The sequence below is a fragment of the Pedobacter mendelii genome, assembly GCF_014635725.1.
In the GTDB taxonomy this organism is placed as follows: Bacteria; Bacteroidota; Bacteroidia; order Sphingobacteriales; family Sphingobacteriaceae; genus Pedobacter; species Pedobacter mendelii.
Window position 1 is genome coordinate 432,064 of record NZ_BMDJ01000003.1, and the last position, 13,722, is coordinate 445,785.

The following is a 13,722-nucleotide window of genomic DNA, read 5'->3' on the forward strand; positions in this document are numbered from 1 at the left end:
CACCTCATATTTTATGCTGAGCATTTTCAAAGCATCTTTTACGGAATTATTTATCAATAAACTCAGACTGATAAATAAGCGATTAAAACAGTTTTTATAGTCTCAAAGATATTTGAATTTACCATTCGCATTTGTTAAAGAAAGTTAAGTATCGGTAACATTATTACGAAGTTTAAATAATGCTGTTAAGCAATTTTTTACGTAAAATTGCACCGAAATAATGAGGTACTTTTTTCACATTGCATATCAAGGTCAGTATTTTAGTGGTTGGCAACGGCAACCTAATGTAAAAAGCGTGCAGGAAGTTATTGAACAAACACTTTCTAAAATTTTAAAAACTCCAATTACAATATTCGGATGTGGGAGAACCGACGCACACGTTCATGCAAGTCAATTCTTTTTTCATGCTGATATTCTGACAGAAATTGATTTTGACTTGCTGTATATTCTAAATAAAGCACTACCACCAACAATTGCAATTTTTGATATTATTAAAATGGACGGATTACCTCACGCCCGATTTGATGCCGTACAAAGGAAATACGATTATTTTATACACACCTATAAAGACCCCTTTTTAAATAGCCAAAGTTCATACTACCACGAGCAAAATCTGGATGTACATAAAATGAAAGAAGTGGTAAATCTGCTACCAAAGTACAAAGATTACAAAGCGTTTTGCACACATCCAGATAAATACGAGCACACCATCTGCAACGTTATGGAAGCCGACTTGCTTATCGATAAAAATGGCGATAGGATTCGGTTTTATATTGCAAGCAATCGCTTTTTAGGTAAAATGATACGAATTTTAATGGGTAAAATTTTATTGGTTGGTAAGGGAGAATTGAGTAAAGATGAATTTGAGAGCTATCTGATTAATTTACAAACGCCCAAACTATTGCTTCCAGCACACCCAACCGGATTATATTTGTCAAAAGTAACTTACCCATATCTAGATCTTAAACCCCGAACAGAATTTTTAAGTGCTAAACAAGGAGCAGATTGGTTCTCTGTTTAATGTAGCGTTTCTATCCCAAAACTCGTTATCACATCAAATCCTATAATTTGTTATGAAGTATTATCCCATGGTTATCATTTGCCTTATTGCAATGACATTTGCATGCAAAAAGAGGCACGAAACCATAAAAGAAGTAAAAGAGTTTAAAATTAACACCCCAAACAAAGTTGCAAATGCAACTTTTACGGTAATGAGTATTATTGATAACAGATGTCCGGAAGATGCCAACTGTGTCTCACCTGGCAGTGTAAGTGTTTACTTAAAAATTCAGGAAGATTTTGAGATACACAATTTAAAATTCTGCGTTGGAGATTGTAAGGAAATTGGTGCAATCGATGATATTATTATCAATTTATCAAACGTAAAATACGAGATTAAACTTATTAATGTTAGTCCGCTGCCAAATGCAACGACACCAATCACACCAGAACTTATTCAATTCGAAATCAGTAGAGATTAATTATTATTTAAATCGAATTGCCTTTAGCGGTGAAACTTTACTTATTAAAAACGAAGGCACAATCAAAACGGTTAAGCAAACTACAATTGTAATAAGGTTTAATCCTAAAACATCAATAAAGTGAAATTCAATTGGTGCATAAGCTAAAAAATATGAAGCTTGATTCAATTTAAAAATATGAGTTGATTGTTGAAAAAACCCTAATCCTAGCCCAAGGATGTTCCCTAGTAAAAGTCCTATTCCAATTAAATAAGCTGCATTGTAAAGGAATATTTTCATAATGCTCCAATTACTTGCTCCAAATGATTTTAGCATACCAATCATATTTGTCCGCTCTAAAATCATAATCAGCAGTGCTGTTACCATATTTATAACACCAACAATTAGCATCAAAATTAGCAAAACTCTTGTATTCACATCAAGCAAGCCTAACCAGGTAAAAATATTAGGTATGGTTTCTTTAATAGAATACGACCTTAAGTTTTGAGGCAAATTTTCGAAAATATTATCGGCCACAGGTTTTAGTTTGCTAAAATCTTTAATCTTGATTTCAACACCTCCAATTTGATTAGCATTCCAATTATTTAATCGCTTAACTATGCCCAAATTCCCCAACACAAATCCTTTATCTATATCCTCTACACCAATATCATAAATACCAACAATTTTAAATTTTCGTGGCCGGAGCTGATTTTGGACAAAATACATGATAAAATCATCACCAGTTTTAAGTTTTAGCCTTTTAGCCGTATAGTTAGAGATTAGCAACTCTTGCATGGCGGCCGTACTATCAGAAAAATCGATAATAGTACCACTAATAATATGTTGTTTAATGTAACTCCAGTTGTAGGTTTTATCTATTCCTTTAAAATTTATGCCTTCTATTTCGTTATTTGCCGATAGGATAGCAGGCTTTGTAGCAAAGGGATAAAAATAATTAATATCAGGATTAGTCTTTAATTGCTGCTCCGTTTTTGCATCTAAAACAAATGGCGAATGTTCAAATGAGTTATTTAGATCGTATCTGGTAATTTGTACATCACCTTGAAAGCCACGCACCTTATCCTGAATTTCTGTTTTAAAGCCCTTAATAATGGCGATAGAAAGTATCATTACTGCCAGACTTAACATTACGCCAGCAATTGCTATACGTACAATGAGCTTTGAAAAAGTCCGTTCTGATTTTATGGCTATTCGCCCCGCTATGAAATATTCGAAATTCAATCTTATAAATTTGTGGACGCAAAAATGCTTAAATCCTTTTTAAAAATGCCACTTTTGGTAATAATTAAGTATTCGTAAAATAATCAATACTCAACTAACAACAATCAAAAAAGTGCTAAATTGTTTTATTTCACATCAATATTAAATTTACCAAAATGAAAATATGCATCAGCTTTGCTTTAATGAGCTTTATTATCCTTTCTGCATGCGGACAAGAGCAAAAACCTTTAGATAAACAAATTGGTGATAAAGCACCAGCAAATCGTAAAGCATTAATAAAAGATAATTTAAGATTACCAACTTCTATTAAAACAGGTGCTGAGCAAACCGAAAAATATTTGCCTTTACTAAAAGGTAAGCGGGTTGGTATGGTGGTAAATAACACATCAATAATTGGAAAACAGACATCTGTGGATAGTTTGGTAAAGCGTGGGGTGAAAATAGAAAGGATATTTGGCCCGGAGCATGGTTTTAGAGGTGCTGCAAGTGCAGGAATTAGTGTAAATGATGAAGTTGATGAAAAAACAGGCATTAAAATTATTTCTTTATACGGCAAACATAGCACACCTACAGCTGAAGATTTATCAGGAATCGATATCATGATTTTTGATATTCAGGATGTTGGTGTTCGTTTTTATACCTATATAAATACTTTACAACATGTTATGGAGGCTTGTGCTGCAAACAATAAAGAACTCATAATTTTCGACCGGCCAAATCCTAACGGTTACTTAATTGATGGACCAATTTTAGACCCAAAATTTAAATCGGGCATAGGTATACAACCGATTCCTATTGCACATGGCTTAACAGTTGGCGAGTATGCTCAAATGCTAAATGGCGAAGGTTGGCTAAAGGATAAAGTTAAATGCAAAATTACCGTTATCAAAAATGAAAATTACAATCACGATATGGAATATACCTTACCAGTTAAACCATCTCCAAATTTAAACACACAACAAGCAATTCTACTTTACCCTAGCACTTGCCTTTTCGAGGGAATTTACCTTAATCATGGTCGCGGCACACAATTTCCCTTTACCATAATAGGCGCACCATACTTAAAAGGCATTTACGAATTTTCTTACACGCCTACCGGAATTAAAGGTATGGCAGAAACCCCAATTTTTAAAGATCAGGTTTGCTATGGTATTGATTTAAGAAATTATGACACCAGTATTTTAAGAAAAAATAAAAGAATAAACTTAAATTGGGTTATAGATTTATACAAAGCCTCGCCAAAAAAAGAAGATTTTTTTAACTCTACTTTAAGTAATCAAACCATGCCAGTTGAAAGATTAATAGGTGTAGCCGATTTCAGAAAGCAGGTTATTGCTGGTAAAACAGAGGATGAAATAAGAGCAAGTTGGGAACCCGGCTTATCTGCTTATAAAACTATGCGAAAAAAATATCTGTTGTATAAATAACAAATCGGCGAAGAATCACTATATCCAAACAATACTTTAAATATTCGTGTTGTTAGTTGATATTAATAATAATATCATTAACAATTTACTTATGAGCGGACCAAAAAAAACCAACGATAATCCAGGTAGCAATTACCGGGAGGAAGTACCTAAAGGAAGAGAACCTGTTGATAATAAAACAGTTAGAAAACCCAATGATAGCTCACCAAAAGAACCTGTTAAAACTGAAAATCCGGCTGAGCAAAGAGAAAACGAAGAACAACCAGTTCATTCTATAAAAAAAGCACCTAAAGAATAATATTTTAATATTTACTTAGCGCCAAACAATTTGGTTCTAAGTAAATATATCACTTTTACTTACTACCAGTGGCTTTTAAAAACGATAACATTACTTTTTCATCGTGTTCGTAACCTAATTTTTCTACTGCCTTCTTATTATTCATTTTCTTCATGAACTTTTCAAGTTCATTATTTTCGTAAGCCGTTATTAGCAAAGGATAAACATAAGAACTCTTACAAACTGCTCTAGTATTTCCTAATTTCTTAGCCACACAATCAAGTACATTTACTACAGTTTTCTTTGTATTTAAGTTTACGCCATCTGCCGCACATTTAGAGAATTGACGTAAAGCCTCCAATGTTCCACCCCAAGTTCTGAAATCCTTAGCAGTAAAATCGTTACCTGTTAATTCTTTTATATAATTATTTATTTTGCCAGAATCGATGCTTTTATGCTCTTTGCCATTTGAATAAAATTGAAACAACTCTTGCCCTGGTATATCGCGGCATTTTTTAACCAATTTGGCCAAAGTTCTGTCGTTTAATTCAACATTTTGCTTAACTCCCTTTTTACCAATGAAATCGATATTAATTTTACTACCACTTATTTTGACATGCTTATCTCGTAATGTAGTTAAACCGAAAGAACCATAGAGTTGCTTATAATTTTCATTACCAATACGGATTAAAGTTTTTTGCAGCACATCTACAGAAATGGCGAGTACTTTTCGCTCATCAAATTCCTTACGCTTTAAATCTTTAGCAATAATTTTCCTAGCTTCTGGCAAAGCTTTACCAAACTCATAAAGTCTAAAATATTTATCTTCCGAGCGTCGACTAGTCCATTTAGCATGATATCGATATTGCTTCCTACCTGCGGCGTCAATTCCGGTCACTTGCAAATATGCATTTGGTTTACTGGCAATCCACACATTTTGCCATGCAGGTGGAATCACCAATGCTTTTATTCTATCAAGATGTTTTTGTTCTGTTATTTTGTTGCCATTTTTATCCTCATAATAAAATTTATTTGGATTACCTTTCCGGTAAAATCCTGGCATAGCATCGGTCACATAAACCAATCCGCTTGCTTTAACAACTTCTTCGCCTTGTACCATTTTAACCTTTAAGGATGATTTAATTTTAGTTATTTTGCAAAACTTAACGCAACAACCTACGTTTATTTTAGAAACACAACACAAGGAAATGAAAATAGTTTTTATGGGTACGCCCGATTTTGCAGTAGCTTCATTAGCTGCTTTACAGCAAGCTGGTTTTAATATTGTTGCGGTTGTTACTGCGCCAGATAAACCTGCTGGTCGCGGGCAAAAACTAAGCGAGAGTGCCGTAAAATTGTATGCCATAGAAAATCAGATTCCTGTTTTACAACCCGAAAAACTAAAAAACTCCGAATTTCTTGAACAACTAAAATCTTACCAGGCAGATTTGCAAGTTGTTATCGCTTTTAGAATGTTGCCCGAAGTTGTTTGGAATATGCCACCAAAGGGAACAATTAATTTACATGGTTCGCTATTGCCACAATATCGTGGTGCAGCGCCCATTAATCATGCAATAATTAACGGAGAGAAAGAAAGTGGTGTAACAACGTTTTTTTTAACACATGAAATTGATACCGGAGATATTATTTTGAGTGATAGTATTGCCATTGGTGATGACGAAACTGCAGGAGAATTGCACGATAAACTGATGGATTTAGGTGCTAAACTTTTAGTTAAAACGGTAACGGCAATAGCAGAAAATAATGTTTCAGATCAACCACAACCGCAAACCGAAGAACTTAAACATGCACCTAAAATATTTAAAGAGGATTGCAAAGTAAACTGGAACAATAATGCACTAGAAATTCACAATTTAATTAGAGGCTTAAGCCCCTACCCAACAGCTTTTACTATATTAAACGATAAAACACTTAAAATTTTTAAAGCCGAGATAGAACTAAAAGAACCTGGAATAGCGCCTGGTGGTTTTTTAACAGATGGTAAAACCTTTTTAAAATTTGCAACTAAAGATGGCTTTATTAAACTTTTAGATATACAATACGAAGGTAAAAAGAGAATGCCAATTGCAGATTTTTTAAGAGGAATGAGGCTGATAAGTTAATTGTTTAAATGGTTAATGGTTTAATTGATAACTGGTTATTGCAAAAATGGCTAACTTATAATTGCTTAATTGATAACTGGTCATTGTTAATTTGTAGTTGGTACCTGATAATTGATAACTTCCAATTGCAAGCTGTGAACTATAAATTGAAAACTGTTAACTAAAAATTATTTAGCTTCTCAATTAAAAACTTGGAGACTTCATTAAAATAACGCTTTCTACCATAGCCCATTACCCATTGAATACCTTGCGTAGCATTTGTAATAAAAACTTCTTCTGCTTCCTTTAAAATTTCAGGATTAATTTGAGCTTCGATTAATTCCATATCATTCATTTTGGCTAATTGCATTATAGCTGTACGCATAATGCCTCCTATACAGCCTTCGGTTAATGCAGGCGTGTAAATTTTGTTATCGTAAACCACAAAAACATTCGCACTTATACTTTCGCAAAGAAAACCATACTGATTTAAAATCATGGCCTCATCCAAACGGTTTTGGCTTTTAAAAATTCCTGCCATAACATAAAGCAAGGCATTGGAGGTTTTAAAGTTTGACATTTTATTTACTGACTTGGTCATTTCGTCATAAACATCAATTATTAAACCTTTGGTATTTAGTTCATATTGACTGCTGCTTAAAGGAATACCTTCTAAAACATAACCTGCTTTATTAATTTCTGGCGTGTAAACACCAGCACCATCACGATAAACTGAAAGCCGGAAACGAGCATTTCCACTCCATCGGTTTTTTTTAGCAAGATCTGTAGTTTTTTGACGAAGAAAATAGTCGTCCATTAAAGCATATCCATCCATTTTAAGTGCCTTCATTCCCGCAATTAATCGATCAGCATGTAAGTCAGCAAACTGAAGTTTGTGGTTAATCATCCTCATGCTTTCAAATAGGCCATCGCCAAATTTGAAACTTCTATTAGATGTTGTTAGAACAAGCGCATCAACCAAATGAAATTCATCATTAAATAAAAGGTATTTTTGAGACATATTTTATGATGCGGCAATGTAATTTTCCCATTTGTTTAATGCAGCTTTAAAATCGGCTGGCAATGGGGCTTCGAAATAAATATATTCTTTAGTTGTAGGATGAATAAAGCCTAAACTCTGAGCGTGTAAAGCCTGTCTTGGTAATAATTCAAAGCAATTTTCTACAAACTGTTTATACTTGTTAAACGTAGTTCCTTTTAAAATCTTATCCCCACCATACATTGCATCATTAAATAGTGGGCGGCCTATGTGTTGCATGTGTGCCCTTATTTGGTGCGTTCGTCCGGTTTCGAGTTCGCAACTAATTAGTGTTACGTAGCCTAAACGTTTTAAAACTTTATAATGCGTTACAGACCATTTTCCTTTTTCTTCATCATCATAAATATCCATAACTCTGCGGTCTTTTAAACTGCGCCCAATGTAGCCAGTTACGGTTCCATCGTTTTCAATATCACCCCAAACCAAAGCAATATATTTCCTGGTTATACTATGATCAAAAAACTGGCGAGCCAAAAGTGTTATAGATTTTTCATTCTTACTTACTAGCAATAAACCCGAAGTATCTTTATCAATTCTGTGCACCAATCCAGGGCGACCGTCATTTCCAGGCAACTGTGGCAATTGCTCAAAATGGAAAGCTAAAGCATTTACTAAAGTCCCTGTGTAGTTATTAAACCCAGGGTGAACAACCATTCCCGCAGCTTTATTAACGATTAACAAATCACTGTCCTCATAAATAATATCTATTGGCAAATCTTCAGGATAAACCTCAGTATCTCGTGGTGGATGCGGTAAAACAATAGAAATTTCATCAAAGGGTTTAACCTTATAACTTGCTTTTATTTGCTTTTGATTAACTAAAACATTTCCAGCATCAATTGCATTTTGAATGCGATTACGGGAAGCATTTTCTATACGAATCATTAAAAATTTATCAATTCTTAACAACGATTGCCCTTTATCTACAACAATTTTTAAATGTTCATATAATTCCTGCTCTTCTGATTCTTGCAGTTCGACCACATTTTCCATTCTGCAAAAATAAACTTTTAAGACGTAGATTTTTTTAATCATTTTATATTTTCAAAAAGCAACATAATAGGTGGGTGATATAAAAAACACATTGCCGTTTTAAATAAAAAGCCAAAAGAAGATATCATTAAATAGTTTATGCTTTAAAGTTTGGCGCTCTTTAGAGATTTAAACATCATATAACACTACACGTCAATGAAAATTCATTTCATCTTTGAAGCAAAATCAATTATTTAGATATTAATTTTGTGTTAACAGTTTATAAAATTTCCATCTATTAATAATGTTGGCTTATTTTTTGTACAACAGGTATTACCTAATGAATAATTCTATGAAAAATTTTACTCAAAATGTCAAAATTGTTCTTAATTTCTTTCCCTATTTGGTAAGAAAGATATATTTTAAGTAACGCTTTACTCAAAAAGAACAGAAAAACACTTGCAAATAGCAGGTGTTTTTTATTTTTACACGTGTTTGAAAAACTATACAGTCCGGTAGAAAAGCTAAAATTAGCTGCTTTTAACAATTTATTTGTTAAACGTGAAGATTTAATAGACCCATATATTTCTGGAAATAAATGGCGTAAGCTAAAATATATCTTAGCTAAAGCAGAAGCCGAACATAAAAATCATTTGATAACATTTGGCGGCGCATATTCAAATCACCTTGTTGCTACGGCCGCAGCTGCATCTCGTTCGGGATTAAAATCTACTGCATTTGTTAGGGGAGAAAAGGTAACGAATGAAATGCTTTTACTTTGCAAACTATTCGGCATGGACCTTATTTTTACCGAAAGAGAATCGTATAAGGATAAATTTGCACTATTCGAAAAACATTTTAAATTTGATGTAAACGCCTATTTCATTGATGAAGGTGGTGCCAGTACAGAAGCTGTAACAGGCTGCTCAGAAATTGTTGATGAACTTACCGATGTTTACGATCATATTTTTTGTGCCGCCGGAACAGGAACAACAGCTGCTGGCTTACTTGATGGCATTGTAAAAAATAACCTAAAAACAAAACTTCACGTTATTCCGGTTTTAAAGAATGGTAATTTTATAAAAGCTGAAATAGTAAAATACGTACCTAACACCGAAAACCTAATTCTACACACCGACTATCATTTTGGTGGTTACGCGAAAACCACACCTGAGCTTTTTAAATTTATTAAGGACTTTACCGCAAATACTGGTTTATTGATAGATCCTGTTTATACGGCAAAAATGTTTTATGCAGTATTTGATTTACAGCGAAACAAAACCATTAAATCTGATGATAAAATCTTGGCGATTCATACCGGTGGATTGCTTGGAATTTTCGGAATGAAAGATAAATTTTAAATCATAAAATTTTAAAATTGCTTACTATTTACTTTTTATTACCTCAAAAAGTTTTCAACATCGGTGCAGTCTAATTATGCTTTTTGTCTATAATCATACTTTAAACTGTTTAAACCTATTTTTTGCTAATCAGTTCAAAAAGCCTCTAAAATTGGTATTCAGCCACATTTTTGTAAATTTGGATTATATCAACACACAAATTTATGTATCAATTAACAGTACCAGCAAATCAAGTTAACGAATCATTAAATAAACATATTTTAGCAGATGGCTTCGATCTTACTTATGATATGGAGAGAAGTAACGGTGCTTACATATACGATTCTAAATACAATAGAACTTTACTCGATTTTTTTACTTGTTTTGCCTCTGTCCCTCTAGGTTACAACCATCCGAAAATGGTTAATGATGAGGCTTTTAAAAAGAATTTACTACTAGCGGCAATGGCAAATCCATCAAATTCTGATGTTTACACACAACAATATGCCCAATTTGTAGAAACATTTGCCCAAATTGGAATTCCCGAATATTTACCTCATGCCTTTTTCATCGCAGGTGGTGCCTTAGCTGTAGAGAATGCAATTAAAGTAGCGATGGATTGGAAGGTTCAAAAGAACTTTGCAAAGGGTTATAACGAAGAAAAAGGTTTTAAAGTTTTACACTTCGAAAAGGCATTTCATGGAAGAACAGGCTATACTTTAAGCCTAACAAATACATTGCCCGATAAAACGAAATGGTATGCAAAGTTCGACTGGCCTAGAGTGAGTACCCCAGAAGTCAAATTTCCTTTGCAAGCTGAAAATTTAAATCAGGCGATTAAATCTGAGGAGTTGTCCATCGCTCAGGTAAAGCAAGCTTTTGCTGATTTTAAGGATGATATTTGCGCAATAATCATCGAACCGATCCAATCTGAAGGTGGCGATAATCATTTAAGAGAAGAGTTTCTAATTCAACTTAGAGAAATAGCTGATGAGAATGATGCCTTTTTAATTTATGATGAAGTGCAAACAGGCGTTGGCTTAACGGGTAAATTTTGGTGTCATCAGCATTTTAATGAAAAGGCCAGACCAGATATTGTTGCATTTGGTAAGAAGATGCAAGTATGTGGAATTTTAGTGGGAAACAAAGTTGATGAGATTGAAACGAATGTTTTTAAAATACCAAGCAGGATTAATTCTACATGGGGAGGGAATTTAGTAGACATGGTTCGTTCCACCCAAATTTTACAAATTTTAGATGAAGATATGCTTTGCGAAAATGCCACAAAGATTGGTGGGTACTTAAAAGAAAATTTAGGAAAATTTGCTCAAAGATTTGATAAAATGAGTAATGTTCGAGGGCGTGGTTTGCTATGTTCTTTCGATTTTCCTAACAAGGATATGCGAAATGCATTTATTGCTAAAGGACTTGACCACAATGTGATGTTTTTAGGCTGTGGAAACAACACAATACGCTTCCGCCCGGCACTTTGTATAGAGCAAAAACATATTGACGAAGGCTTGACGGTAATGGAAAAAATATTGCCTCAATTGTAAGCATGAATAGAAAATTTCTAATATATTTTATTACTGCAGGTGTATTAATCTTAGTTTATTTCATGGTTAGTGATACACTAAATCAGCCCGGTGTTGATGATATGAAAGCAGGCTTTAAAGAAATTGTAAAGTATAGAAATGCCAACAACACTGGTCCGGTTCAAAGAATTTATGTTGTAACTGTAAAAGATACAGTTTGGAAGGAATTAGAAGACTACGGCAATTTAATGCCGCACACCAAATATGGAAACACCAAAGTTTATTACTTTTTAGAAGGCAACAATGTTCCGCAAGTTTTACACCCGGGGAATGTGAATTTTGAGGAATCATTTAACAAATCTTGTATTGCGTTGTATGAAAAAAGTGCAATGAGCCAGGTAGCATTTAATAAAGAGCCATTTAAATAAATATTAATTTACCCAAAGTCGAAGATTTTATCAATTTTACAATTGGCGTAGTTGCTACGCATCTTCTTCTTATATCAAGTTTAAATTTATTGAACTTTGCTCGGAGCAGGCTTTCCAAATCTAAACCGGATTGCAGCGGCAGCCCCCGATGTTTCATCGGGGCTACAGCGAAAAGCAAGGCCAATTAACCGAAAGGCACAGAAACCTGATTTTCAAGAAACAAAAAATACTAAACGAATTTTTTATTCAACTTAATTGATTTTACTATACAAAGGCCGAAAACCCTGTTATAGCTCTTCCTACGATTAATGTGTTTATTTCTTTTGTTCCTTCGTAAGAATAAATTGCTTCTGCATCGGCAACAAAACGGGCTACATTATATTCGAGTAAAATTCCATTTCCACCCATCACTTCTCTCGCTTTACTAACCACATCTCGGGTTCTTAACGAACAAAAAACTTTAGCTAATGAAGCATGCTCATCTTTCAGCAAACCTTGATCTTGCAACTGCGACAACCTAAAACACAAAGTTTGCATAGCTGTTAAATTCGATAACATTTCTACCAAATGATTTTGAATCAATTGGAACGATGCGATTGGTTTACCGAACTGTTTTCTGGTCCTGGTATATTCCAAAGCATTTTCATAAGCACCACGAGCACAGCCAACGGCCTGCCAAGCCACCCCTGCCCTTGTCATTCTTAAAACTTTTGCAGTATCTTTAAAACTGTTGGCATTTTGCAATCTATCAACTTCAAAAACTTCGCAATTGGTTAATGTGATAATACCATTCTGCACAATACGAAGCGCCATTTTATCTTTCATTTTTTCTACGGCAAAACCAGGATTATCTTTCTTTACAATAAAGCCTTTAACTTCATTATCATCTATATCTCTAGCCCATATAATTAAAATGTCGGCAAAGGTGGCATTGCCAATCCATTTTTTCTGTCCGTTTAGAACCCACTTATCACCAAATTTTTTACATGTAGTGGTTAATCCGCCAGCCGCAGCAGAACCTACTTCAGGCTCGGTTAATCCAAATGCGCCAATAATTTTAAACTGCTGCATTAATGGTAACCATTGTTGCTTTTGCTCCTCAGAACCACAGAGATAAATTGAGCCCATGGCTAAACCACTTTGAACACCAAAAAATGTAGAAATTGAGGTATCTATCCTAGCCATTTCCATAGCTAAAATACCTTCCATTAAATTGGATTTACCCGGACAACCGTAGCCTTTGTATGTTAAGCCACAAATATTCAATTCGGCTAATTTTGGGATTATTTCAAATGGGAATTCTGCTTTGTTCCAATAATCATTAACAATAGGTTTTACTTCCTTCTCTAAAAAAGCTCGAACTTTTAATTGTAATGCCCGTTCTTCGTCTTTCAAGGCTTCATCACCAAGATGATAAAAATCACCTTCAATTGGAGGCAATTCTCTTTCTTTTCTATTGCCACCTGCCATTTTCATCATACCCGACAATTGTTTTTCATCCAGGTTTGATATGGTTTCTACCATTTTGGGAATATCAACTTTTTTTGATAATGCTTCAAGCTTATCAAAATCTAAATGCTTAAATAAGCTATAAGCACCCTTTAAAGATGTGAATATGTTCGCCATTATTATTCGTTTTTAGAATAACAAACTAGTGATGATTTTGTTGAGGATGTTCAATACCAAGGGAAATATGATGTGAAATTTACTAGTTGAGGTTACTTAGATGGTAAATTATAATACTTTTTTTCACCACCTAAGACACCTAAGAATAAAAAGTAAAACTTGAGTGGCTAAGGTGTTTTAGGTAGTGAAACATATTACTTTTGTTCACAACCTAAGATTCGTAAAAAAATAAAAATTTTACGGCTATAAA

13 protein-coding genes are annotated in these 13,722 nt (G+C 33.8%); 8 read left to right on the forward strand and 5 right to left on the reverse strand.

Annotation, left to right across the window (positions count from 1 at the left end):
- Window positions 1–220: 220 nt before the first annotated feature.
- Both IEV50_RS07940 and IEV50_RS07945 read left to right on the forward strand, forming a co-directional pair.
- Window positions 221–1,021, forward strand: coding sequence for a tRNA pseudouridine synthase A (locus tag IEV50_RS07940; protein WP_188412779.1), 801 nt, complete (start codon window positions 221–223; stop codon window positions 1,019–1,021).
- Window positions 1,022–1,073: 52 nt separating this feature from the next.
- Entirely contained in the window at window positions 1,074–1,481 is a 408-nt protein-coding gene (locus tag IEV50_RS07945; RefSeq protein WP_188412781.1) for a hypothetical protein, read from the forward strand.
- 3 nt (window positions 1,482–1,484) lie between these two features.
- On the opposite strand, the gene IEV50_RS07950 is transcribed toward IEV50_RS07945, so the two are convergent.
- The gene (locus tag IEV50_RS07950; RefSeq protein WP_188412783.1) at window positions 1,485–2,705 is read right to left on the reverse strand and encodes an ABC transporter permease; all 1,221 of its coding nucleotides are present in this window, start codon (window positions 2,703–2,705) and stop codon (window positions 1,485–1,487) included.
- 155 nt (window positions 2,706–2,860) lie between these two features.
- Here IEV50_RS07950 and IEV50_RS07955 point away from each other — a divergent pair, with 155 nt between their 5' ends.
- Both IEV50_RS07955 and IEV50_RS07960 read left to right on the forward strand, forming a co-directional pair.
- Window positions 2,861–4,132, forward strand: a complete 1,272-nt coding sequence (locus IEV50_RS07955) for an exo-beta-N-acetylmuramidase NamZ family protein (RefSeq protein ID WP_188412785.1) — start codon at window positions 2,861–2,863, stop codon at window positions 4,130–4,132.
- Between the two features lie 91 nt (window positions 4,133–4,223).
- Window positions 4,224–4,430 (forward strand): hypothetical protein, encoded by a 207-nt coding sequence (locus tag IEV50_RS07960; protein WP_188412787.1) that lies wholly within the window; start codon window positions 4,224–4,226, stop codon window positions 4,428–4,430.
- Between the two features lie 55 nt (window positions 4,431–4,485).
- On the opposite strand, the gene IEV50_RS07965 is transcribed toward IEV50_RS07960, so the two are convergent.
- Window positions 4,486–5,529: a DNA topoisomerase IB gene (locus IEV50_RS07965; protein WP_188412789.1), complete on the reverse strand. Its 1,044-nt coding sequence runs from the start codon at window positions 5,527–5,529 to the stop codon at window positions 4,486–4,488.
- An 88-nt stretch (window positions 5,530–5,617) separates the two neighbouring features.
- Here IEV50_RS07965 and fmt point away from each other — a divergent pair, with 88 nt between their 5' ends.
- A complete protein-coding gene (gene fmt, locus IEV50_RS07970; protein WP_188412797.1) occupies window positions 5,618–6,532 on the forward strand; it encodes a methionyl-tRNA formyltransferase in 915 nt (304 codons plus the stop codon).
- A 160-nt stretch (window positions 6,533–6,692) separates the two neighbouring features.
- Here the strand turns inward: fmt and IEV50_RS07975 are convergent, their stop codons facing one another.
- Window positions 6,693–7,532 (reverse strand): aminotransferase class IV, encoded by an 840-nt coding sequence (locus IEV50_RS07975; RefSeq protein WP_188412799.1) that lies wholly within the window; start codon window positions 7,530–7,532, stop codon window positions 6,693–6,695.
- A gap of 3 nt (window positions 7,533–7,535) precedes the next feature.
- Complete coding sequence (locus IEV50_RS07980; RefSeq protein WP_188412923.1) at window positions 7,536–8,564, reverse strand: RluA family pseudouridine synthase; 1,029 nt, start codon at window positions 8,562–8,564, stop codon at window positions 7,536–7,538.
- 470 nt (window positions 8,565–9,034) lie between these two features.
- On the opposite strand from IEV50_RS07980, the gene IEV50_RS07985 reads away from it, so the two are divergent.
- The 3 genes from IEV50_RS07985 (at window position 9,035) to IEV50_RS07995 (ending at window position 11,846) form a co-directional block, all read left to right on the forward strand.
- Window positions 9,035–9,904, forward strand: coding sequence for a 1-aminocyclopropane-1-carboxylate deaminase/D-cysteine desulfhydrase (locus tag IEV50_RS07985; RefSeq protein ID WP_188412801.1), 870 nt, complete (start codon window positions 9,035–9,037; stop codon window positions 9,902–9,904).
- Between the two features lie 203 nt (window positions 9,905–10,107).
- Window positions 10,108–11,439: an L-lysine 6-transaminase gene (lat, locus tag IEV50_RS07990; RefSeq protein WP_188412803.1), complete on the forward strand. Its 1,332-nt coding sequence runs from the start codon at window positions 10,108–10,110 to the stop codon at window positions 11,437–11,439.
- 2 nt (window positions 11,440–11,441) lie between these two features.
- The gene (locus tag IEV50_RS07995) at window positions 11,442–11,846 is read left to right on the forward strand and encodes a hypothetical protein (protein ID WP_188412805.1); all 405 of its coding nucleotides are present in this window, start codon (window positions 11,442–11,444) and stop codon (window positions 11,844–11,846) included.
- A 264-nt stretch (window positions 11,847–12,110) separates the two neighbouring features.
- On the opposite strand, the gene IEV50_RS08000 is transcribed toward IEV50_RS07995, so the two are convergent.
- The gene (locus tag IEV50_RS08000) at window positions 12,111–13,472 is read right to left on the reverse strand and encodes an acyl-CoA dehydrogenase family protein (protein WP_188412807.1); all 1,362 of its coding nucleotides are present in this window, start codon (window positions 13,470–13,472) and stop codon (window positions 12,111–12,113) included.
- Window positions 13,473–13,722: the final 250 nt, after the last annotated feature.

Coding starts and splice junctions, on each gene's coding strand:
- IEV50_RS07940 (WP_188412779.1), top strand. CDS start 221: ATGAGGTACTTTTTTCACATTGCATATCAAGGTCAGTATTTTAGTGGT.
- IEV50_RS07945 (WP_188412781.1), top strand. CDS start 1,074: ATGAAGTATTATCCCATGGTTATCATTTGCCTTATTGCAATGACATTT.
- IEV50_RS07955 (WP_188412785.1), top strand. CDS start 2,861: ATGAAAATATGCATCAGCTTTGCTTTAATGAGCTTTATTATCCTTTCT.
- IEV50_RS07960 (WP_188412787.1), top strand. CDS start 4,224: ATGAGCGGACCAAAAAAAACCAACGATAATCCAGGTAGCAATTACCGG.
- IEV50_RS07965 (WP_188412789.1), bottom strand. CDS start 5,529: ATGGTACAAGGCGAAGAAGTTGTTAAAGCAAGCGGATTGGTTTATGTG.
- fmt (WP_188412797.1), top strand. CDS start 5,618: ATGAAAATAGTTTTTATGGGTACGCCCGATTTTGCAGTAGCTTCATTA.
- IEV50_RS07975 (WP_188412799.1), bottom strand. CDS start 7,532: ATGTCTCAAAAATACCTTTTATTTAATGATGAATTTCATTTGGTTGAT.
- IEV50_RS07980 (WP_188412923.1), bottom strand. CDS start 8,564: ATGGAAAATGTGGTCGAACTGCAAGAATCAGAAGAGCAGGAATTATAT.
- lat (WP_188412803.1), top strand. CDS start 10,108: ATGTATCAATTAACAGTACCAGCAAATCAAGTTAACGAATCATTAAAT.
- IEV50_RS07995 (WP_188412805.1), top strand. CDS start 11,442: ATGAATAGAAAATTTCTAATATATTTTATTACTGCAGGTGTATTAATC.
- IEV50_RS08000 (WP_188412807.1), bottom strand. CDS start 13,472: ATGGCGAACATATTCACATCTTTAAAGGGTGCTTATAGCTTATTTAAG.